Here is a 23,929-nt window from a genome sequence, read left to right as displayed (position 1 = left end):
CTCAGTTCTCGACTTTCTGGGCGTATCCGGCGTAGATGACGGAGGTGTCCTTGTTCGGGCCGAGCTCGAAGCGCCGGCCGAGCTCGCCGTAGGTGATCTCGCCGCGGGCCCGCGCGCGCATCGCCTTCAGCAGCTCCAACTGCGGCCGGCTGGAGGCGAATCCGATCAGGTCCCGGTTGTCCAGGCCGTGCTTGCGGAAGAGCGCGTGCAGTTCGGCGGGCTTGATGAAGTGCTTCCAGTCGTGCAGGTCCTTGGGCGCGAAGCAGACCGACTTCCAGTCCTGGGCCATCTTGATCATGGCCAGCTTGGACCGGAAGGTGCGGTTGATCGTGTCGTAGAGGTAGTAGCCGCCGGGCTTCAGCACCCGCACCGCCTCGCTGACCGCCTGGTCGGTGGAGGTGACGTGCTCCAGCGTGTCGCAGCAGTACACCAGGTCGAACGTGCCGTCCGGGAACGGCAGGTGCTCGGCGACACCCTGCTGGTACTCGATCTTCAGCCCCGACTGCAGGGCGTGCGCGGCCGCGGCCTCCAGGGAGGGCCCGGACGGGTCCATCCCGGTGACCTGGCAGCCGGCCCGGCTGAACAGCTCGGCGAGCAGGCCACCGCCGCAGCCGATGTCGAGCACCCGCAGGCCGTCCAGCTCCATCCGGAGCCGGTCGGTCAGCACGCCGCGGAAGTAGCTGAACCGCGCGGGGGTGAACGCCTCCAGGGTGGCGAAGGGCTGGTCGTCCTGCCACCAGGAGTGCGTGTTGTAGACGTCGTTGTCGACGGCCATGGTCGTGGACTCCTTAGGAGAGCTTGATGGTCGGTCGGCGGAGGTCGAGCCAGACACCCAGGTCCAGCACGCGTTCGAACGCCTCGCGCTCGTCACGCTCGACCGCCTCGGGCACCGCGCGGGCGGCCTTGACGAGCGCGTCCCGGTCGAAGAAGTCGACCGCCTGGTGCCCGCCGGTCAGCAGTTCGCCGACCTGTCGCTGCAACTCCGCCACGTAGCGCAGCTCCTGGGTGTGCGGGTAGAGCGCCTTCGGCCGGTCGACGACCGAGCGCGGCAGCGTGTCCTGCACGGCGGCGCGCAGCAGGCTCTTCTCCCGGCCGTCGAAAGTCTTCATCGCCCAAGGGGTGTTGAAGACGTACTCGACCAGCCGGTGGTCACAGAACGGGACCCGGACCTCCAGGCCGACCGCCATGCTCATCCGGTCCTTGCGGTCCAGCAGCATCCCGAGCAGGCTGGTGAGGTGCACGTAGCAGAACTCGCGCATCCGGCGCTCGTGCGCGTCCTCGCCGTCCAGGACCGGCAGTTCGGCCACCGTCTCGGCGTAACGCTGGGCCCAGTAGCCGGGGATGTCCAGCGTGCCGAGCAGCAGGTCCGGGCTGATCAGCTTGGTGGGGTGGGACTTCGGGCCGAGCCCGGAGGCCGTCACCCACGGGAACATCGGCACCTGCTGGACCACCGGCAGGTGGAACCACGGGTAGCCGCCGAAGATCTCGTCGGCCGACTCGCCGGAGAGCGCGACCGTGGAGTGCTCACGGATCGCCTTGAAGAGCAGGTAGAGCGAGTTGTCCGCCTCGCCGAAGCCGAAGGGCAGGTCGCGGGCGGCGACGGTGGCGCGCCGCACCTCGGGGTTGGCCAGCTCCTGGTGGTCCAGCTTGATGTTGCGGTGCAGCGTGCCGACGTGCTCGACCACCTCGCGGGCGAACGGCGCGTCCTGCGAGCCGCGCAGCTCGTCGGGGCGGAACGCGTCCGGCTGCTCGAAGTCGACGGTGAAGGTGCGGGTCTGCTCGCCCTTGGCGGCCAGCTGCCGACCGGCCAGTGCGGTCAGCGCACTGGAGTCGAGCCCGCCGGAGAGCAGCACGCACTGCGGGACGTCGGCGACGAGCTGGCGCGCGACGCTGTCCTCCAGCAGCTCACGGATGTGCCGCACGGTGGTCTCGGTGTCGTCGCGGTGCTCGGCGACCTGCAGCGTCCAGTAGACGTGCTCGCGCAGCCCGTTGCGGTCGACGGTCACCATGGTGCCGGGCTTGACCTCGTGCATGCCGGACCAGACCGCGCGGCCGGGCGCCTTGACGAAGCCGAAGAGCTCGCGGAAGCCGTCGGTGTCGACCACCGCCTCGACCAGCGGGTGCGCCAGCAGGGCCTTGGCCTCCGAGCCGAAGAGCACGCCGTCTTCGGTCGGGTAGTAGTAGAGCGGCTTGATGCCGAGGCGGTCGCGCAGCAGGACGAGCTTCTCCACCCGGCCGTCCCAGATGCCCAGCGCGTACATGCCGTTGAGCCGGTCCGCGATCCCCTGGCCCCACTCCAGGTAGCCGCGCAGGACCACCTCGGTGTCGCTGGCGGTGCGGAACTCGTGGCCGCGGCGGCGGAGTTCGTCACGCAGCTCGGTGAAGTTGTACGCCTCACCGCTGTAGGTCATCGCGACGGTGCCGTCCGGCGTCTCGACCACCATCGGCTGCACGCCGCCGGTCAGGTCGATGATGGACAGCCGACGGTGGGCCAGCACGGCACACCGGCTCGACCAGATACCCTCGGCGTCCGGTCCGCGGCAGGCCATGGTGTCGTTCATGGCCTGTATGGCGGCCGGTTCGGTCTCCAGATCGCGCTGGAAGGATATCCATCCGGCGATTCCGCACATGCCGGTCTCCTCTCGTTCGATGGCTGAATGGCTGATGGCTTGCGGCTGACAGGTCCTGGAGCCTGGGCCTAGCGTCGGCCGGCCATGTAGCCGGGCAGACCGTCGATGTGCGAGCGCCCGACCGGGGCGAAGAAGAAGCGCTCCAGCGGCAGTTGGATGAACGACCAGGGACGGTTCAGTTCGGCCGCCCAGCGCCAGCTGAAGCGGGAGCCGGTCGCGGTGGGTTCCACCACGTAGTCCTCCACCAGCCGGCGGAAGATCGGGCGGGAGGCCTCGGTCCCGGTGAACGTCTTGCGGTGCCCCTCCTCCCAGCGGAAGAACCGCTCGCGCAGGATGAAGTCACCGCCCATCTCGATCTCCCGGGTGGTGCCGACGCCGAACGGCCGCGGCGAGGTCCAGCGGAGCTCCTTCATGCCCTTGGTCCAGCTGGAGACGCCGTCGCCGGTGAGCGCCGCCCAGGTCTCCTCGACCGAGTAGGGCACCTCGACGGAACGGGCGTTGCGCAGCGGGGCCGACTGGAGGAAGGAGTCGTCGGCCGCCTCGATCGGGTACCAGCGTCTTGCCATGGGGAGCGGTCCTTTCCGGGCGCGGGGGTGCGCTTCGGGGCTGTGTCGGGGATTCGGGGCCGTGTCGGGAGGTGTGAACGTCGGAGCTGGTCGGGTCACTTGGCCTTGCGGGCCCGGAAGAGGCCGACGCAGCCCCGGGTGACCAGGTCGAAGTCCTCGAAGGTCTTGCCGAGTTGCGCGCGCAGGTCGGCGAGGTCGTCCTCCAGGTTGTGGAAGACGCCCTTGTCGTTGAGGTTCTTCATCAGCCAGCGGCCGGCCCCAGTGACCGGGACGCCCTTGGCGAGGATCGTGCTGCCGAACACCACGCCGCCGGGGCGCACCACCTTCGCCGCGTGCTCGATCGCCACTCCCTTCTCGCGCAGGCTGCCCGGGATGCAGTGCAGCAGGAAGCTCAGCGCGGCCGAGTCGTACTCACCCTCGGGCAGCGGCAGCGGGTCCAGCGCGTTGGCCTGCACCTTGGTGGTCCTATAGTGCGCCAGCCTGCTCGCGGTGAAGTCGAGAGTGCTCGGGTTGAGGTCGACCAGGGTGATGTCCGGGGCCGAGGTCGGGAACTTGGCGTGCGCCAGCAGGTAGCCGGTGCCGACCCCGATCTCCACGTGCCTGGCACCCGCGCTGGTGTCGTACATCTGGCGGAAGTTGCTCGGCTGGCACTTCCAGAAGAGCGGTGCGCTGCCGTGGAAGACCAGCAGGTCGTAGAAGGTGAGGGCGCGCTTGTGGTACGCAGCCTGCCCGTCCAGGACCGCCTGGTCCACGGACCCGGGCACGTTGCCGTTGTCGGTGCTCATGGTCTCTACCAACCCTCGATCGGAAATATTCGTGCGGGACGTTCTCGGTGCGGGCCGCGCGGAGTTGCGCCGTGCGGCCGCGCCGGGTTTCGCTGTACGGGCTGCGCCGGGGCAGCTGCCGGGTCAGCCATGGAGCTCGGCGATCCGGTCCCGGACGGCCTGCAAGGTGCTGCGGCTCTGTTCGCCGGTCATGGTGAAGTGGTCGCCCGGCACGTCGGTCTCGACATCGGAAACCGGCCACGAGGCCCGCCAGCCCTCGACGGGGAACCCGGGCAGCGGTTCGGACGCCCGGATCTGCAGGATCGGCGCGGCGATCGGCTGCGGTTGCCAGCCGTCGAAGATCCGCGCGTAGCCGCCCATCGCGGTGAGGACGACGTCGTCGAACGCCTCCCCCGCCGACTCGGCCAAACCGCCCTGACCTGCTGTCATCTGACGACTGATCATTTGCTGGATGCGGGGAAGTATCTCACTACCGGGCCGGTAGCTGTCCAGCAGTACGAGGCAGATCGGCTGAATCCCCCGCCTCTCCAGCTCGGCCGTCACTGCGTTCGCGATCCAGCCGCCGGCCGAGTGGCCGAGGACCGCGAACGGCGTGCCTGCCGCGCACCGTTCGACGTCCTCGGCGTGCAGCCGGACCAGCGCGTCGAGATCGGCCGGCAGCGGCTCGGCGGCGGCGAATCCGGGGGCGGGCAGCGCCCAGACGTCCTGCTCGCCCAGCGCGGCCGCACCGAGCCGGGCGTACTGCTGGGCGCCCGACCGGCCGGCGAACGAGGGGAAGCAGAACAGGCTCGGCCGCTCGGGCCCGTGCGCGAGCCGGACCGGGGCCGGACGCCTGGTCAGCTCGGCCGGTGTGGCGAAGGTCTCCCGGAACCGCGCGGCGGTGCGCAGCAGTTCGGTGAACTCCTCGAACCGGTCCTCCCGGCCGGCTCGCAGCGCGAGCGCGCTGAGCAGCCCGTCCGGCGCGGGGGCGGTGGCGGGGTTGATGGCGGGGTTGGTTGTTGAGCCCGCAGGCTGCCGGTCCAGCTCGGTGCGCAGGTGGGTGGCGAGTGCTTCGAGCGTCGGGTGTTCGTAGACCGTGCCGGCGGAGAGCGTCAGCCCGGTCAGCGCCGTCAGCGCGCCGCGCAGCTCGGTGGCCGTCAGCGAGTCGATGCCGAGCTCGGGCAGGCCCAGGGCGGCCTCCACCGCCTCGGTGGAGGCGTGGCCGAGCACGGCGGCCACCTGCTCGGCCACCAGCTCGCGCAGGACGGCCTCGCGTTCGTCCTCGGGCCGGCCGGCCAGCCGCTCCCGCAGCCGGGCCGGGGCGTCCTCGGGTGCCGGTGAGGGCGACGGTGCCGGTGCCGGCCCGGCCTCGCTACCGCCCGGTACCGCCCCGAACAGCGCCGGGCCGGTCGGCCAGAAGCGCTGCCGCTGGAACGCGTAGGTGGGCAACTCGATCCGGTGGCCGTCCAGTCCGGCGAAGACGGCCGGCCACTCGACCGGGATCCCCCGGACGTGGGCCTGGGCCAGCGCGGCCAGCGCGCTCGGTGCCTCCGGCCGGTCGCGGCGCAGCAGCGGGACCGCCGCCACCTTGCCGCCCTGGTCCGCGAGCGAATCCCGGACCAGGGCCGAGAGCACACCGCCGGGGCCGAGTTCGAGGAAGGTGGTGACCCCCTCGGCCGCCAACTGCCGCGCGCCGTCGTGGAACCGCACCGGCTCGCGGACGTGGCGCACCCAGTACTGCGCCGAGCACACCTCGTCCTCGCCGGCCATCGCACCGGTCAGGTTGGAGACCAGCGCGATCCGCGGCGGCCGGTACGACAGCTCGGCGGCGACCCGGCCGAACTCCTCCAACAGGCCGTCCATCAGCGGCGAGTGGAACGCCCGGGTGACCCGCAGCAGCTTGGTCCGGTGCCCGCGCGCCGCGAACTCGGCGGCGAGCTCGGTGACCACCTCGGCCGCGCCGGAGAGCACCGTGGCGCGGGGGCCGTTCAGCGCCGCGATGGCGACCCGGTCGGCCCGGCTGGCCAGCAGCGGCAGCACCTCCTGCTCGCTCGCCTCGACGGCCGCCATGGCACCGGGCGGCGACGCCTGCATCAGCCGGCCGCGGGCCGCCACCAGCCGGGCGGCGTCGGCCGGTGACAGCACGCCGGCCGCGCAGGCCGCCGTCAGCTCGCCGATCGAGTGGCCGCCGAGGCAGTCCGGGACGATCCCCCAGGACTCCAGCAGCCGGAACGACGCCAGGCCGACGGCGAACAGGGCGGCCTGGGTGAAGACCGTCTCGTCCAGCAGCGCGGCCTCGGCGCTGCCCTCGGCCGCGAACAGCACCTCGCGCAGCCGGCGCCCACCGAGTCCATCAAGGTGCGGTTCGAGTAGCTCGCACAGCTCGTCGAGGGCCCGCGCGAAGACCGGGTACGCCTCGTACAGCCCGCGTCCCATGCCGGGGACCTGACTGCCCTGGCCGGGGAAGAGGAAGCCGACCCGGCCGCCGGCCGCCGTGCCACGCACCAGACCGGGTGCCGGTGAGCCTGCGGCCAGTGCGTCGAGACCGGCCAGCAGCTCCTCCTCGGTGCGCCCGATCAGCACCGCCCGGTGGCTGAGCGCGGCGCGGGAGAGCGCGAGCGAGTAGCCCACGTCCACCGGCCGCGCGGCCGCGCCGGTGGGGTCGGCCAGGGCAGGGGGGTCGAGCAGCGCGGTGGGCTGTGCGAGGTGCTCGCGCAGCCGGGCGGCCTGGGCGCGCAGCGCCGACTCGGTCCGCGCCGAGACGAGCCAGGGCACCAGCGGCTCGGCCTCCACCGGCGCTGCTGCGGTCTGCGGAGCCACCGGCGGTTCGGCTGCCCCGGCCTCGACCGACGGTGCGCCGGGGTCGGCGGGTGCCTGTTCCAGGATCACGTGCGCGTTGGTGCCGCTGATTCCGAACGCCGAGACGCCCGCGCGCCGCGCCCGCCCGCTCTCCGGCCAGGGCTCGGAGCGGGTGAGCAGGGAGACCCGCCCGTCCGCCCAGTCCACGTGCGGGGTCGGCTCGGTGACGTGCAGGGTCGGCGGCAGCACGCCGTGCTGCAGCGCCATCACCGTCTTGATCACCCCGGCCATCCCGGCGGCGGCCGCGGTGTGCCCGATGTTGGACTTCACCGAGCCGAGCCAGAGCGGGCGTTCGGCCGGCCGGTCCTGCCCGTAGGTGGCCAGCAGCGCGTGCGCCTCGATCGGGTCGCCGAGCGGGGTGCCCGTGCCGTGCGCCTCGACGGCGTCCACCTCGGCCGGGGTGAGCCGGGCGTTGGCCAGCGCCTGCCGGATCACCCGCTGCTGGGACGGGCCGTTCGGCGCCGACAGGCCGTTGCTCGCACCGTCCTGGTTGGTGGCGCTCCCCCGCACCACCGCGAGCACCGGGTGCCCGTTGCGCCGCGCGTCGGAGAGCCGCTCCAGCAGCACCACGCCGGTGCCCTCGCCCCAGGCCGTGCCGTCGGCCGAGGCGGAGAACGGCTTGCAGCGCCCGTCCGGCGCCAGCCCGCGCTGGCGGCTGAACCCGATGAACGCCTGCGGGGTGGCCAGCACGGTGACGCCACCGGCCAGCGCGAGCGTGCTCTCCCCCGAGCGCAGCGACTGGACGGCGAGGTGCAGCGCCACGAGCGAGGAGGAGCAGGCGGTGTCCACGGTGACCGCCGGCCCCTCCAGGCCGAAGGTGTAGGAGAGCCGGCCCGAGAGCACGCTGGCCGCGTTGCCGGTCAGCAGGTAGCCCTCGGCGCCCTCCGAGGAGCCCATCACCAGGAACGGGTAGTCCTGGCCGCTGGAGCCCGCGAAGACGCCGATCCGGCTGCCGCGCACCGAGGTCGGGTCGATCCCGGCCCGCTCGAACGCCTCCCAGGCGGTCTCCAGCAGCAGCCGCTGCTGCGGGTCCATCGCGAGCGCCTCGCGCGGCGAGATGCCGAAGAAGCCGGCGTCGAACCGGTCCGCGCCTTCGACGAAGCCGCCCTCGCGGGTGTAGGTGTGGCCCGGCCGGTCCGGATCGGGGTCGTAGATGGCATCCAGGTCCCAGCCGCGGTCGTCCGGGAACGGCGAGATCGCGTCGCCGCCCTGCGCGACCAGCCGCCAGAGCTGCTCCGGCGAGGCCACCCCGCCCGGGTAGCGGCAGGCCATCCCGACGATCGCGATCGGCTCCTGGTCGGGCGTCGCCGCCTGCGGTGACGGCGACGCCGACGACGGCGTGCGCAGCGCGACCGCGGACTGCTCCGGGCCCGGCGCGGCGGCCAGTTGCTCCAGCAGGTGCCGGCCGAGCGCGTCCGGCTGCGGGTAGTCGAAGACCACGCCGGCCGGCAGCCGCAGGCCGGTCGCGGCGATCAGCCGGTTGCGCAGCTCGACGGCGGTGAGCGAGACGAAGCCGAGGTCCTTGAACGAGCGGCCGCGCTCGATCGGGTCGGCGAGGCCGAGCACGGCGGTGGCGTGCGTCTCCACCAGGTCGAGCAGCACATGGCGGCGGGCCGCCTCGGGCAGATCGGCCAGCTGGCGGCGCAGCGCCGCCGCCGGCGAGTCCTGCGGCTCCTCGTCCGGCACGGCGGACCGCACGCTCGGGGCGCCGACCGCCTCGACGGTCTCCACCCAGTAGCGCCGGCGCTGGAACGGGTAGGTGGGCAGGTCGAGTTGCGGGTCGAGGCGGGGGTGCCCGGCAGCTGAGCCCAGGGTGCTCCAGTCCACCGTGATGCCGCGGGTGTGGACCTGCGCCGCCGAGAGCAGCAGGCGCGGCCAGCCGCCCTCGTCGCGGCGCAGCGTGCCGGTGACGACGGTGGGGGTGTCGGTCGCGTCCAGCGTCTGCTCGATGCCGAGGGTCAGCACGGGGTGCGGGCTGCACTCGATGAACGCGGTGTGGCCCTGGGCCGCCAGCTCGCGCACCGCGCTCTCCAGGCCGACCGGGCGGCGCAGGTTGGTGTACCAGTAGCCGGCGTTCAGCGCGGTGGTGTCGAGCCAGCCGCCGGTGACGGTGGAGTAGAACGGCACCGAGCCGGCCCGCGGTGCGATCGGGGCGAGCGCCTCGGCGAGTTCGGCCTCGATCGCCTCGACGTGCGGCGAGTGGGAGGCGTAGTCCACGTCGATCCGGCGGGCCCGGACCTCACTCGCGACCAGCTCCGCCACCAGCGCCTCGATCGCCTCCCGGTCACCGGCCACCACCGTGGAGCGCGGACCGTTCTGCGCGGCGACCGAGATCCGGCCGGGGCGGCCGGCCAGCAGCTCCGTCACCTCGTCCACCGGCAGCGGCAGCGAGGCCATGCCGCCCTGGCCGGCGATCCGCAGCAGCGCCCTGCTGCGCAGCGCTGCCACCCGCGCGCCGTCCTCCAGACTGAGCCCGCCCGCGACGACCGCCGCCGCGATCTCGCCCTGCGAGTGGCCGATCACGGCGGCCGGCTGCACGCCGAGCGAGCGCCACATCTCGGCGAGCGAGACCATCATCGCGAAGAGCGCGGGCTGCACCACGTCCACCCGGTCGAGCGCCTCGCCGCTGCGCAGCACCTCGGTCAGCGACCAGTCCACGAACGGCGCGAGCGCCTTCTCGCAGGCGGCGATCGACTCGGCGAAGACCGGCGAGGCGTCCAGCAGCTCCACCGCCATGCCGACCCACTGCGAACCCTGCCCCGGGAAGACGAACACCGGCCGGGCGCAGGAGCCGTGGCCGGTCACCACGTTGGCGGCCGCCTCGCCGGCGGCGAGCGCCGCCAGCCCCGCCAGGAACTCCGAGCGCTCACCGGCCACCACGGCCGCGCGGCGCTCCAGACCGGCGCGCGTGCTCGCCAGCGCGGCGGCGACGGCCCGGACGTCGGCGCCGGGGTGAGCCTGGACGAACTCCGCGAGCCGCTCGGCCTGGGCGCGCAACGCCCGATCGTCGCGCGCGGAGAGCAGCCAGGGCGGCACCGGACCGGCCTGCACCGCAGTCTCGGCAGGCTCGGTGGGCTCGGCAGCGGGCGCCTCCTCGAGAATCACGTGCGCGTTCGTGCCGCTGGCGCCGAACCCGGAGACGCCGGCCCGGCGCGTCCGCTCCCCCGGCAGCCAGTCGCGCGACTCGGTGAGCAGCGACACCGCACCGGCCGACCAGTCCACGTGCGGCGTGGGCTCGTCCACGTGCAGCGTGCGCGGCAGCACACCCTCACGCATCGCCATCACCATCTTGATCACCCCGCCGACGCCCGCCGCCGCCTGCGTGTGGCCGACGTTCGACTTCAACGAGCCTAGCCAGAGCGGCCGTTCGGCCGGCCGGTCCTGCCCGTAGGTCGCGAGCAGCGCCTGCGCCTCGATCGGGTCACCCAGCGTGGTGCCGGTGCCGTGCGCCTCGACGGCGTCGATGTCGGCGGCGGTCAGCCGGGCGTTGGTCAGGGCCTGCCAGATCACGCGTTGCTGGGACGGGCCGTTCGGCGCGGTGAGGCCGTTCGAGGCGCCGTCCTGGTTGACCGCGCTGCCGCGCACCACCGCGAGCACCCGGTGCCCGTTGCGCCGCGCGTCCGAGAGCCGCTCCAGCACCAGGACCCCGACGCCCTCGCCCCAGCCCGTGCCGTCCGCCGACGCCGCGAACGCCTTGCACCGGCCGTCCGGCGCCAGACCCCGCTGACGGCTGAACTCGACGAACATCCCGGGCACCGCCATCACCGCCGCGCCACCGGCCAGCGCCATCGAGCACTCACCCCGGCGCAGCGACTGACCCGCCAGGTGCAGCGCGACCAGCGAGGAGGAGCAGGCGGTGTCCACCGTGACGGCCGGTCCCTCCAGGCCGAACACGTAGGACAGCCGGCCCGAGATCACGCTGGCGGCGCCGCCGGAGAGCAGGTAGCCCTCGAAGTTCTCGGTGGCCCGCTGCACGAGCGCCGCGTAGTCCTGCTGTCCGGTGCCCATGAAGACGCCGGTCCGGCTGCCGCGCAGCGAGGTCGGGTCGATCCCGGCCCGCTCGAACGCCTCCCAGGTGGTCTCCAGCAGCAGTCGCTGCTGCGGGTCCATCGCGAGCGCCTCACGCGGGCCGATGCCGAAGAACGCGGCGTCGAACCGGTCCACCTCGTCGATGAAGCCGCCCTCGCGCCCGTAGGTCTTGCCGGGCTGGTCGGGGTCGGGGTCGTAGAGCGCGTCGAGGTCCCAGCCGCGGTCGGTCGGGAACGGGCCGATCGCGTCGCCGCCGTCGGCGACCAGTCGCCACAGGCCCTCCGGCGAGTCGGCGCCACCGGGGAACCGGCAGGACATCCCGACGATCGCGATCGGCTCGCCCTCGACGGACTCCAGTTCCTGGAGCCGCTTGCGGGTCTCCTGCAGATCGGCGGTCACCCGCTTGAGAAAGTAACGCAGCTTGTCCTCGGTGTCGCTCGCCACGGTGGCGCTACCCCTTCGGAGATGTCGGCGGATCGGGTCGGGAGTCGGGGTTCGGGAGTCTGGGTTCGGGAGTCTGGGGCGCAGTCCCCCCGGGGTCAGGAGATGCCGAGTTCGTTGGTGATGAAGTCGAACACCTCGTCGTCACCCGCCGAGTCGAACTCCAGCTCGCCGGAGGGGGATTCAGCGTCGTCGGCGGCGCGCTGGTCGGTCCAGCGCGCGACGACGGCACGCAGCCGGGTCGCGATCCGGGCGTGGTCGGGGTGGTCGGCGGCGATGCCGAGCAGCGCGCTCTCCAGCCGGTCGATCTCGCGCAGCACCGGCTCGGCCGTCGGGGCGCCGCCCTGCGGCAGCTCGCCGTCCAGGTAACCGGCCAGCGCCGCGGAGGTCGGATAGTCGAAGATCAGCGTGGCCGGCAGGCGCAGGCCGGTGGCGGCGGTCAGCCGGTTGCGCAGCTCGACCGCGGTGAGCGAGTCGAAGCCGAGGTCGCCGAAGGCCCGGTCCGCGGCGATCCCGGCCAGGCCGGTGTGGCCGAGCACGGTGGCGACCTGAGCGCGCACCAGGTCCAGCAGCGTCCGGTCCCGGTCCGCCGGGGACAGGCCGGCCAGCCGCTCGCGGAGCTCGACGGCGGCCCGCGGGTCGGCCTGCCCGGCGGCGCCGTCCGGCGTGCCGGCCAGGGCGCGCAGCAGCGGCGGGACGTCGCCGGGCGCGCTGCGCAGTGCGGCCAGGTTCAGCCGGATCGGCAGCAGCGTGCGGCTCGGCGGCGCGGCCGGGTCGGCCAATGCGGTCGGGTCGGCCAGTGAAGTCGGGGCCAGCGCGGTCGGGTCGGCCAGCGCGGAGCGCAGCGCGGCGTCGAAGAGTGCGAGACCGTCGGCGGCGGTCAGCGGCAGCACGCCGGAACGGCGCATCCGGCTCAGCGCGAGCTCGTCGAGACCGGCGGCCATCCCGCCGCGCTGCTCCCACAGGCCCCAGGCCAGCGAGAGGGCCGGCAGCCCCTGCGCACCGCGGTGCTCGGCCAGCGCGTCCAGGAACGCGTTCGCCGCCGTGTAGTTGCTCTGTCCGGCGCCGCCAAGGCTGGCCGTCGCGGAGGAGAAGAGCACGAAGGCGGCCGGCGCGGCCTGCCTGGTGAGCTCGTGCAGGTGCCAGGCGGCCGCCACCTTGGGGCGCAGCACCGCGTCGAACCGCTGCTCGCTGAGCGCGGTGAGCGCGCCGTCGTCCACCACGCCGGCGGCGTGCACGACGGCGGTCAGCGGGTGCTCGGCCGGGATCGCGGCCAGCAGCTGCGCCAGCGCCGTCCGGTCGGCCACGTCGCAGGCCGCCACCGTCACCTGGGCGCCCAGCGCGGTCAGTTCGGCGGCCAGCTGCTCGGCGCCGGCGGCCTGCGGACCGCGCCGGCCGACCAGCAGCAGCCGGCGCGCGCCGTGTCCGGTGACCAGGTGCCGGGCCAGCAGCGCACCGAGGGCACCGGTGCCGCCGGTGATCAGGACCGTGCCATCGGGGTTCAGGCCGGGCGCGGATGCTGCTGCGGCGGCCGGTGGGGTGAGCCGCACCCGGGCCAGACGAGGCGTCAGCAGCCCGGCGGGCCGCAGCGCGAACTGCGGCTCGGCGGCCTCGGCGGCTCGGCTCAGCGCGTCCAGTACCTGTCCGGGGGCCTGGGCACCGGCGGTGCGCGGCGCTAGGTCCAGCAGCACGAAGCGGTCCGGGTGCTCCGCCTGGGCGGCCCGGGTGAGGCCCCAGAGCGGCGCCTGGCCGAGATCGGCCACGCCCTCACCGGGGACGGCTGCGACCGCGCCGTGCGTCAGCACGACCAGCCGGGCGGCGGCGAACCGCTCGTCGGTCACCCAGGAGCGCAGCTCGGACCAGGTGCGGTGCACCGCCTCGCGCACCGCCGCCGGGACGGCCTCGCCTTCGCCGGTCGGAGAGGTGGTGGTGATCAGGAAGACCGCGTCCGGCGTCGGCAGGCCGGCGGCCAGCGCCTCGCCGAGCGCGGCGAGGTCCGGGTACCGGTCGAGCAGCACGCCCGCCCCGGCGGCGGCGTCCGCCAGCGGCACCGGCTCGCCGGCGCCGACCAGCGCCCAGCTGCGACCGGCGGTCTCGGGCGCGGGGGCGTCGGCGGGCGCACTCCACGGCGTCCACTCGACCCGGAAGAGCGTGTCGCCCTGGCCGCCGCGGGCCGCCGCGCGCAGCTGCTCGACCGAGACCGGCCGGGCCCGCAGCGAGTCCACCGAGGCGACCGGCGCGCCGGTCTCGTCGGCCACCAGCAGCGACATCGCGTCCTGGCCGGCCGGCGAGAGCTTCAGCCGCAGCACGGCAGCGCCGGCGCGGTGCAGCGAGACGCCGTTCCAGGCGAACGGCAGCAGCACCTGCTCGCCGGTGTTGCCGACCAGGCCGGCGTGGAGCGCGGCGTCGAGCAGCGCGGGGTGCACGCCGTAGCCGGCCGCCTGCGCGCGGGTCGGCTCGGGCAGCGCGACCTCGCCGAAGACGTCCTCGCCCCGGCGCCAGACGGCCCGCAGGCCCTGGAACGACGGTCCGTAGCTGAAGCCGTGGCGGGCCACGGTCGGGTAGAAGTCGTCGAGGTCCACCAGCTCGGCGCCGCTCGGCGGCCAGCTGCCGCCGAGCTCCCAGGACGGCTCGCGGGCCGTGGTCGCGAGCAGGCCGGTGGCGTGCCGGGTCCAGGGCCGGTCGGGCCCGGCGTCGTCGTCCGATCCGTCCAGGGCGTTTGCGGCGTCCGGGACGTCCGGCCGGGAGTAGACGCCGATCGGCCGCCGCCCGGTGTCGTCGGCGGCGCCCACGGTCAGCTGGAGCTGGACCGCGCCGCCTTCGGTGAGGATCAGCGGGGCCTCCTGGTCGAGTTCCTCGACCGTCGCGCAGCCGACCCGGTGCGCGGCGTGCAGCGCCAACTCCAGGTAGGCGGTCCCGGGCACCACCACGCTGTCCAGCACGACGTGGTCGGCGAGCCAGCCGGGCGAGCGGGCGGCGAGCAGACCGGTGAGGATCAGCGCGTCCCCGTCGGCCGGGCGGACGGCCGCGCCGAGCAGCGGGTGGCCGGGCTCGTCCAGACCCAGCCCACCGGCCTCGACGGCGGCCTCCGGGACCTCCAGCCAGTACCGCTCGCGCTGGAACGCGTAGGTGGGCAGCATGAGTTGAGTTGTCGACGGCTCCGCGAGCGCGGCCAGGAAGGCCCGCCAGTCCACCGGAACGCCGCGGACGTGCGCCTGCGCGACGGCCGTCAGCGCGGTCGCCGGCTCCGGCCGGCCACGGCGCAGCAGCGGCGCCGCGACGATGCTCGCCGCCCGCTCGCCCGCACCGCTGCGGACCATCGCGGACAGCACGCCGTCCGGGCCCAACTCCAGGAAGGAGCTCACCCCTTGGCCGATCAGATGGCGGACGCCGTCGTGGAACCGGACGGCCTCGCGGACGTGGCGCACCCAGTACTCGGCCGAGCGGATCTGCTCGCCGTCGACCGGCCGCCCGGTGAGGTTGGAGACGATCGGGATGCTCGGCTCGCGCAGCTCCAGCCCGGCGAGCACCTCCCGGAACGCGGCCAGCATGCCGTCCATCCGGGGCGAGTGGAACGCGTGGCTGACGGTCAGCCGCTTCGTCCGGCGGCCCCGGGCCCGCAGCTGCTCGGCGAGTGCCAGCACGGTTTCCTCGTCGCCGGAGAGCACGACCGAGTCGGGGCCGTTGACGGCGGCGATGCTCGCGAGCCGGCTGCGCCCGGCGGGCAACGCCGCGAGCAGCTCCACGACCTCGCGCTCGGTCGCCTGCACGGCCACCATCGCGCCGCCGGCGGGGAGCTCCTGCATCAGGCGGCCGCGCGCGGCGACCGCCGTGACCGCGTCCTCCAGCGTGAAGACGCCGGCCACGTGGGCCGCGGCCAGCTCGCCGATCGAGTGGCCGAGCAGGAAGTCCGGGCGCAGGCCCCAGGATTCGACCAGCCGGAAGAGCGCCACCTCCAGCGCGAAGAGCGCGGCCTGGGTGCAGGCCGTCCGGTCCAGCTCGGCGGCCTGCGGCGTGCCCTCCTCGGCCAGCAGCGCCGCGCGGACCGCGAGGCCCGTGCGCTCGGTGAGGAGCGCGCAGATCCGGTCCAGCTCCGCGGCGAACACCGGGAAGTTCCGGTGGAGTTCGCGGCCCGCTCCGGCGCGCTGCGCGCCCTGGCCGGTGAACAGCAGGGCGAGCTTGCCGGCCCGGGCGGCCGAGCCCTGCACCGCGTTCGGCGCGGTGCGGCCCTGGCGCAGCTCGTCGAGTCCGGCCAGCAGGTCGGCGCGGTCGGTGCCGAGCAGCACGGCGCGGTGGTCGAGGCCGGCGCGGGTGGTCGCGAGGGACCAGGCGAGGTCGCCGGGCGTCCAGTCGGCGTTGGCGGTGACGGCCGCGTGCAGCCGCTCGGCCTGGGCCTGCAACGCCTCGGGGCTCTGGGCCGAGAGCAGCCAGGGCAGCACAGCGGGGCTCACGGGAGGGACGGTGGCAGGGGTGACGGCGGCCTCGACCGGCTCGGCCTGCTCCAGGATCACGTGCGCGTTGGTGCCGCTGATCCCGAACGAGGAGACGGCCGCGCGCCGCAGCCGGTCGACCTGCGGCCACGGGCGCCGCTCGGTGAGCAGCGAGACGGCCCCGCGGGACCAGTCCACGTGCGGGGTCGGCTCGTCCACGTGCAGGGTGCGCGGCAGCTCACCGTGCTGCATCGCCAGCACCATCTTGATCACCCCGGCGGCGCCGGCGGCCAGCTGGGTGTGGCCGATGTTGGACTTCACCGAGCCGAGCCAGAGCGGCCGTTCGGCCGGCCGCTCCTGCCCGTAGGTCGCGAGCAGCGCCTGCGCCTCGATCGGGTCGCCGAGCCTGGTGCCGGTGCCGTGCGCCTCCACCGCGTCCACCTCGGCGGCGGTCAGCCGGGCGTCGGCCAGTGCCTCCCGGATCACCCGCTGCTGCGCGGGGCCGCTCGGCGCCGTCAGCCCGTTGGACGCGCCGTCCTGGTTGACCGCCGAGCCGCGCAGCACCGCGAGCACCGGGTGCCCGTTGCGCCTGGCGTCCGAGAGCCGCTCGACCAGCAGCACACCGACGCCCTCGCCCCAGGCGGTGCCGTCGGCCGCGCCGGCGAACGCCTTGCAGCGGCCGTCCGGCGCCAGCCCGCGCTGACGGCTGAACTCGACGAACATGTGCGGCGCCGCCATCACGGCCGCCCCGCCGGCCAGCGCCATCGTGCACTCGCCGCGACGCAGCGCCTGCGCGGCGAGGTGCAGGGCGACCAGCGAGGAGGAGCAGGCGGTGTCCACGGTCAGCGCCGGCCCCTCCAGGCCGAAGGTGTAGGCGAGCCGGCCGGAGGCGACGCTGACCGTGGTGCCGGTCAGCAGGTAGCCCTCGGCGCCCTCCGACGCGTACCGGCCGCCGGCCGCGTAGCCGAGCGGCGCGGTGCCGACGAAGACCCCGGTCCGGCTGCCGCGCACCGAGGCCGGGTCGATGCCGGCCCGCTCGAAGAGCTCCCAGGAGGTCTCCAGCAGCAGCCGCTGCTGCGGGTCCATCGCCAGCGCCTCGCGCGGGCTGATGCCGAAGAACGCGGCGTCGAACCGGTCCGCGTCGCGGACGAACGCACCGTGGCGGACGTAGCTGCGGCCCGGCCGGTCCGGGTCCGGGTCGTACAACTTCTCGACGTCCCAGCCGCGTTCGGCCGGGAACTCGGAGACCGCGTCACGGCCCTCGGTGAGCAGCCGCCAGAAGTCCTCCGGCGAGCCGACACCGCCAGGGAACCGGCAGGCCATGGCGACGATCGCGATCGGCTCGTGCCGGGCCTCGGTCAGCCGGCGGTTCTGCTGCTGCAGCCGCTTGGTCTCCTTGAGGGAGAGCCGCAGCGCCTCCAGCACCTTCTCGGGTGAAGCCGCCGGCGTACCGGACTGGGCGGCGCTGCGGGAAGCAGCCTGTGATGCAGCCATTGTCATTACTCCGCACTCCGAACGCGATCAGAAGTCTGTGCTGCCGAGCACCAGGCCGACCAGGTCGTCGGCGCCCATGCTGTCGATCGAATCCAGCTCGTCGGCCTCGTCCTGTTCGGACTGCTCGTCCTGGGATCGGCTGTCAGGGCCGGTGCCGCCGCTCGTACCGCCGCTCGTGCCGGCGAGCGTCAGCAGCGCGTCCAGCAGGCCCGCCTCGCGCAACCGGGCCGCCGAGAGACCGGCCAGCAGCCGCTGGACGTCGGCGTCCGCGACCGTGCCGCCGGTGCCGGCGCTGCCGCCCCCCGCGCTGCCACCGCTCGCGGCGCCGAGGCCGGGTGCCAACTCCGCCCGCAGGTGCTCGGCCAGCACGGCCGGCGTCGGATAGTCGAAGACGAGCGTCGCCGACAGCCGCAGCCCGGTCGCCGCGTTCAGCCGGTTGCGCAGCTCGACGGCGGTCAGCGAATCGAAGCCGAGCTGCTTGAACGCCTGTGTCTGCTGGATCGCCTCGCTGGTCGGGTGCCCCAGCACGACGGCCGCCTGATCGCGCACCAGCTCCAGCAGGACCCGGCCGCGTTCGGTCTCCGGCAGCCCGGCCAGCCGACGGGCCAGCCCCGACTCGCCGCCCTCGGCCGCGGCCGCCGCCACGGCCCGCCGGGCCGGTGCGCCGACCAGCCGGCGCAGCAGCGCGGGCGCCGGGCCGGTGCCGAGCGCGCCGCGCAGCGCCTGCACGTCCAGCCCCATCGCGACCAGCAGCGGCGGGTCGGCCGGCAGCGCGGTGCTGAACAGCGCCAGGCCCTCGGCGTCGGAGAGCGCGCTCATGCCGGAGCGGCGCAGCCGGGTCAGGTCGCCCTGGTCGAGGTGGGCGGTCATGCCGCTCGCCCGCGCCCACAGGCCCCAGGCGATCGAGAGCGCGGGCAGGCCCGCGGCCCGCCGGTGCTGCGCGAGCGCGTCCAGGAAGGCGTTCGCCGCCGCGTAGTTGGCCTGCCCCGGGCCGCCGAGGGTGGCGGCGGAGGAGGAGAACAGCACGAAGGCGCCCAGATCGAGATCCTGGGTCAGTTCGTGCAGGTGCCAGGCCGCGTCCACCTTGGGGCGCAGCACCGCGTCCAGCTGCGCGGGGGTCAGCGAGGCGATCACGGCGTCGTCCAGCACGCCGGCCGCGTGCACCACGCCGGTCAGCGGGTGCTCGGCGGGCACCGCGGCCAGCACGGCGGCGAGCGCCTCGCGGTCCGCGGTGTCGCAGGCCGTCACGGTCACCCGGGCGCCGAGCGCGGTGAGTTCGGCCGCCAGCTCGGTCGCGCCCGCGGCCGCCGGGCCGCGCCGCCCGAGCAGCAGCAGGTGCCGCACGCCGTGTTCGGTGACCAGCTGACGGGCCACCAGGGCGCCCAGCACGCCGGTGCCGCCGGTGATCAGCACCGTGCCGGCCGGGTCCAGGGCCGCCGGCATGGTCAGCACGACCTTGCCGACGTGCCTGGCCTGGCTCATGAAGCGGAACGCGTCCAGCGCCCGCCGCACGTCCCAGGTCGCCGCGGGCAGCGGCTGGAGCACGCCGCTCTCGAACAGCGGCATCAGTTCGGCCATCATCCGGCCGATCCGTTCGTGCCCCGCCTCGATCAGGTCGAACCAGAGATAGCTGGTGCCGGGGTGGTCGGCGCCCACCTCGGTGGCGTCCCGGATGTCGGTCTTGCCCATCTCGACGAACCGGCCGCCGGACGGCAGCAGCCGCAGCGAGGCATCGACGAACTCGTTCGCGAGCGAGTTCAGCACCACGTCCACGCCCCGGCCGCCGGTGGCGGCGCGGATCCGCTGCTCGAAGTCGAGCGAGCGGGAGGAGGCGATCCGGTCCTGCCCGATGCCGAGCGAGCGCAGCCTGTCCCACTTGGCCTCGCTGGCGGTGGTGTACACCTCGGCGCCCAGATGGCGGGCGAGCTGGATCGCGGCCATGCCCACGCCGCCGGTCGCCGAGTGGATCAGCACCGACTCGCCGGGGGCCAGCGCGGCCAGGTCGACCAGCCCGTAGTACGCGGTCAGGAAGGCGATCGGGACGGTCGCGCCCTGGGTGAAGGTCCAGTGCGCGGGCAGCGGGACGATCAGCCGGCGGTCCACCACCGCGACCGGGCCGAACGAGCCCGGCACCATGCCCATCACCCGGTCGCCGGGCGCCAGGCCGGTGACGTCGGGGGCGACCTCCAGCACGACGCCGGCGGCCTCGCCGCCCATCACGTCCTGGTTCACCATGCCGAGCCCGAGCAGCACGTCGCGGAAGTTCATCCCCGCCGCGCGGACCGCGAGGCGTACCTGGCCGGGTTGCAGCGGCGCCGCGGCCTCGGGGTACGGCAGCAGCGCGAGGTTCTCCAGGGTGCCCTTGCCGGTGGTGTCCAGCCGCCAGTCGGCGGCGCCGGCCGGGGGCTCCAGCAGGCGGCCGGCGGCCGAGCGGACCAGCCGGGGCACCAGCAACCCGCCTGCGCGGACGGCGATCTGCGGCTCACCGGCGGCGATGGCGGCGGTCACAGCGGTCATCGTGGCGGCCGCCGTGGTCGGGGTGCGGTCGTCCAGGTCCAGCAGGACGAAGCGGTCCGGGTGCTCGGTCTGCGCGGAGCGCAGCAGGCCCCAGAGCGGGGCGTGCACCAGGTCCCGGACGGACTCGCCACCGGTCGCGGCGACGGCGCCTCGGGTGAGCAGCACCAGGGTCGCGGCGGCGAACCGCTCGTCGGCCAGCCAGGCCTGGACGACCGCGAGGGTGCGGTGCGCGGCGGCCCGGACGGCCTCGGCCAGATCGGCCGGCTCGGCCGGGTCGGCAGTGTCGGGGGTGGCGGCGCAGCTCAGCAGGACCACGTCGGGTGCGGGTTCGCCTGCGGCGATCGCCGCGCCCAACGCAGCGAGATCGGCATGTGCGGCCAGGTCGGCGTGCGCGGCGAGATCGGCCTGCTCGCCCGGGTCGGCGGCGCCGAGCAGAGCCCAGCGGGCCGCCGGGGCGGACGGCGCGACGGCGGGCGGCGACAGCTCCGTCCACTCCACCCGGAGCAGCGGGTCGCTGCCCTCGGTCCGGGCGGCGCGCAGCTGTTCCTCCGTCACCGGACGGCTGACCAGCGAGTCGACCGAGGCCAGCGGCGCGCCGGTCTGGTCCGCGATCGCGAGCGCCAGGCCGTCCGCACCGGTCGGGGTCAGCCGCACACGCAGCGCGGTCGCTCCGGTGGCGTGCAGCGTCACGCCGCTCCAGGCGAACGGCAGCCGGACCTGGCCGCCCGGCTCGGTCGCGGCGCCGGCGTGCAGGGCCGCGTCCAGCAGGGCCGGGTGCAGGCCGAAGCGGGCGGCGGCCTCGTGCTGGTCGCGCGGCAGCCGGACCTCGGCGAAGAGCTCCTCGCCACGCCGCCAGAGCGCGTGCAGCCCCTGGAACACCGGGCCGTAGCCCAGCCCGTCCCCGGCCAGCCGGGGGTAGAGCCCCTCGATGTCCACCGGGGTGGCACCGGCCGGCGGCCACAGTGTCAGATCCGGTGCCAACTCCGGCGTCAGGTTCGGTGCCAGGTCCGGCGCGGGTCGGCCGGCCGCGCCGGGGTCCGGGGCGAGGAAGCCGGTGGCGTGGCCGGTCCACGGCCCGTCCGGGGCGGCCTGTTCGGGCCGCGAGTGGATCGTCACCGAACGCCGACCGGCGTCGTCCGGGGAGCCCACCGTGAGTTGCAGGTGAACGGCGCCCTCCGGCGGCAGGACGAGCGGCGCCTGAAGCGTCAGCTCCTCCAGCAGCGCGCAGCCGACCTGGTCGCCGGCCTGGATCGCCAGCTCCACCAGCGCGGTGCCCGGCAGCAGCACCGTGCCCCACACCGCGTGGTCCGCGAGCCAGGGCTGCGAGCGCACCGACAGGCGGCCGGTGAGCACCAGCCCGTCGCCACCGGCCAGCGGCAGCAGCGCGCCGAGCAGCGGGTGGTCGGCGGCGCAGAGCCCGGCCGAGCGCACGTCGCCGCCGCTGCCGGTCTCGTCCAGCCAGAACCGCTGACGCTGGAACGGGTAGGTGGGCAGTTCGAGTTGGCGGCTCGCGAGGTCGGCGGGCCCGGCGAACAGCTGCGCCCAGTCCACCGCGACGCCGTGCACGTGCGCTTCGGCGAGCGAGGTGAGGAGCCGGCGGTGGCCGCCGTCCTCGCGGCGCAGCGAGCCGACCACGACGGCCCGCCGGTCGGCGGCCTCGGCGCTCTCCTGGACCGCGCCGGTCAGCACCGGGTGCGGGCTGGCCTCGATGAAGGCGCCGTGTCCGGCGGCCAGCGCGGCGCGCGTCGCGTCGGTGAACCGCACGGTCCGGCGCAGGTTGCGGTACCAGTAGCCGCCATCGAGCCCGGCGGTGTCCAGCAGCTCGCCGGTGAGCGTGGAGTAGAACGGCACCTCGCTGCTGCGCGGCGCGACGGGTGCGAGCGCCTCGGCGAGTTCGGCTTCGATCGCCTCGACCTGCGGGGAGTGGGAGGCGTAGTCCACGTCGATCCGGCGGGCCCGGATCTCGCGCTGCTCACAGCTCGCGAGCAGCTCGTCCAGCGCCGCCACCTCACCGGCCACCACCGTGGCGCGCGGACCGTTGAGCGCCGCGACCGAGATCCGCCCCGGCCAGGGGGCCACCAGCTCCTCGACCTCAGCGGCGGCCAGCGGCAGCGACACCATGCCGCCCAGGCCCGCGATCCGCAGCAGCGCCCTGCTGCGCAGGGCCACCACCCGCGCGCCGTCCTCCAGACTGAGCCCGCCCGCGACGACCGCCGCCGCGATCTCGCCCTGCGAGTGGCCGATCACCGCCGCCGGCCGCACGCCGAACGAGCGCCACAGCGCCGCGAGCGAGACCATCATCGCGAAGAGCGCGGGCTGAACGACGTCCACCCGGTCGAGCGGCTCGCCACCGCGCAGCACCTCGGTCAGCGACCAGTCCACGAACGGCGCCAGCGCCTTCTCGCAGGCCGCGATCGACTCGGCGAAGACCGGCGAGCCGTCCAGCAGCTCGACCGCCATGCCGACCCACTGCGAACCCTGCCCCGGGAAGACGAAGACCGGCCGGCCGAACGTGCCGGTGCCCGTCACCAGCTGTGGCGCCGCGCTGCCGACGGCAAGGGATTCCAGCCCCGCCAGCAGCTCTTCCCGCTCCCCGCCGATCAGCACCGCACGCCGCTCGAACGTCGACCGGCCGGAGGCCAGCACCCGGCCGACCCCGCCGGCCGACCAGTCCGGGTGCGCCAGCACCGCGTCCCGCAGCCGCTCGGCCTGGGCCCGCAGCGCCTCCTCGCTCCGCGCCGACAGCACCCAGGCCGCGACCGGAGCCGGCGTGCCGACAGCCACATCGGCGGGCTCGGCAGGCTCGGCGGCAGGTGCCTCTTCGAGGATCACGTGCGCGTTGGTGCCGCTGACCCCGAAGGAGGAGACGGCGGAGCGCCGCGGCCGGCCGGTCCGCGGCCACTCCTGCTGCTCGGTGAGCAGCTCGACCGCACCGGCCGTCCAGTCCACGTGCGGGCTCGGCGCGTCCACGTGCAGGGTGCGCGGCAGCTCGCCGTGCTGCATCGCCAGCACCATCTTGATCACGCCGGCCACCCCGGCCGCCGCCTGGGTGTGGCCGATGTTGGACTTCACCGAGCCGAGCCAGAGCGGCCGTTCGGCCGGCCGGTCCTGTCCGTAGGTGGCGAGCAGCGCCTGCGCCTCGATCGGGTCGCCGAGCTTGGTGCCGGTGCCGTGCGCCTCCACCGCGTCGACCAGGTCGGGCGAGAGTCCGGAGTCGGCGAGCGCCTGGCGGATCACCCGCTGCTGCGAGGGTCCGTTGGGCGCCGAGAGGCTGCTGCTCGCGCCGTCCTGGTTGACCGAGGAGCCGCGCAGCACGGCGAGCACCGGGTGGCCCTTGCGCCGGGCGTCCGAGAGCCGCTCGACCAGCAGCATGCCCGCGCCCTCGCCCCAGGCGGTGCCGTCGGCGGCGGCGGCGAAGGACTTGCAGCGGCCGTCCCGGGCGAGCCCGCCCTGGCGGCTGAACTCGACGAAGGTGCTCGGGGTGGCCATCACCGTGACGCCACCGGCCAGCGCCATCGCGCAGTCGCCGCGCCGCACCGCCTGCGCCGCCAGGTGCAGCGCGACCAGCGAGGACGAGCAGGCTGTGTCCACCGTCACCGCCGGCCCCTCCAGGCCGAGCACGTAGGCGATCCGCCCCGACGCGACGCTGCCGGCGTTGCCGCTGCCGAGGAAGCCGGCCACCGACTCGTCCACCGAGCTCAGCCGGGCGGCGTAGTCGTGGTACATCAGACCGGCGAAGACGCCGACCCGCGAGCCGCGCAGCGTGGCCGGCGCGATCGAGGCCCGCTCGAACGCCTCCCACGCGGTCTCCAGCAGCAGCCGCTGCTGCGGGTCCATGGCCAGTGCCTCGCGCGGGCTGATGTCGAAGAAGGCCGGGTCGAACCGGTCCGCGCCGTCCAGGAAGCCGCCCTCGCGGACGTACGAGGTGCCCGGCCGCAGGCCGTCCGGGTCGTAGAACTCCTCGATCTGCCAGCCGCGTTCGGCGGGCGGCTCGCCGACCGCGTCCCGGCCGTCGGTGAGCAGCCGCCACAGCTCCTCGGGCGTGTTCACACCGCCCGGGAACCGGCAGCTCATGCCGATGATCGCGATCGGCTCGTGGTCGGCCGTCTCCAACTCGGCGACCCTGCGCCGTGCCTCGCCCAGTTCGGCGGCTGCCCAGCGCAGGTGCTCGCGAAGCTTGTCTTCTTGTGCTGCCACTT

The 23,929-nt window shown here is 74.8% G+C and carries 7 protein-coding genes; all 7 read right to left on the bottom strand.

Annotated elements, in window-relative coordinates; translation table 11 throughout:
* Position 1 precedes the first annotated feature (1 nt).
* The 7 genes from ubiG to AC060L_RS20920 all read right to left on the bottom strand — a co-directional run bounded on the left by ubiG (position 2) and on the right by AC060L_RS20920 (position 23,927).
* Positions 2-775: a bifunctional 2-polyprenyl-6-hydroxyphenol methylase/3-demethylubiquinol 3-O-methyltransferase UbiG gene (gene ubiG / locus AC060L_RS20950; protein ID WP_483800354.1), complete on the bottom strand. Its 774-nt coding sequence runs from the start codon at positions 773-775 to the stop codon at positions 2-4.
* A 13-nt stretch (positions 776-788) separates the two neighbouring features.
* Positions 789-2,630 carry an asparagine synthase (glutamine-hydrolyzing) gene (gene asnB, locus AC060L_RS20945; protein ID WP_483800353.1) on the bottom strand — a complete coding sequence of 614 codons (1,842 nt, stop codon included), beginning with the start codon at positions 2,628-2,630 and terminating at the stop codon, positions 789-791.
* 68 nt (positions 2,631-2,698) lie between these two features.
* A complete protein-coding gene (locus tag AC060L_RS20940) occupies positions 2,699-3,196 on the bottom strand; it encodes an SRPBCC family protein (RefSeq protein ID WP_483800352.1) in 498 nt (165 codons plus the stop codon).
* 95 nt (positions 3,197-3,291) lie between these two features.
* A complete protein-coding gene (locus tag AC060L_RS20935) occupies positions 3,292-3,981 on the bottom strand; it encodes a class I SAM-dependent methyltransferase (protein WP_483800351.1) in 690 nt (229 codons plus the stop codon).
* A gap of 123 nt (positions 3,982-4,104) precedes the next feature.
* A complete protein-coding gene (locus AC060L_RS20930) occupies positions 4,105-11,292 on the bottom strand; it encodes a type I polyketide synthase (protein WP_483800350.1) in 7,188 nt (2,395 codons plus the stop codon).
* A gap of 95 nt (positions 11,293-11,387) precedes the next feature.
* A complete protein-coding gene (locus tag AC060L_RS20925; RefSeq protein WP_483800349.1) occupies positions 11,388-17,213 on the bottom strand; it encodes a type I polyketide synthase in 5,826 nt (1,941 codons plus the stop codon).
* A 27-nt stretch (positions 17,214-17,240) separates the two neighbouring features.
* On the bottom strand, positions 17,241-23,927 hold the full coding sequence (locus tag AC060L_RS20920) for an SDR family NAD(P)-dependent oxidoreductase (protein ID WP_483800348.1): 6,687 nt from the start codon (positions 23,925-23,927) through the stop codon (positions 17,241-17,243).
* Positions 23,928-23,929: the final 2 nt, after the last annotated feature.

The sequence above is a fragment of the Kitasatospora sp. NEAU-69 genome, assembly GCF_057158765.1.
The sequence above is the reverse complement of the archived record's forward strand: the minus strand, read 5'-3'. Positions and strand labels throughout refer to the sequence as shown.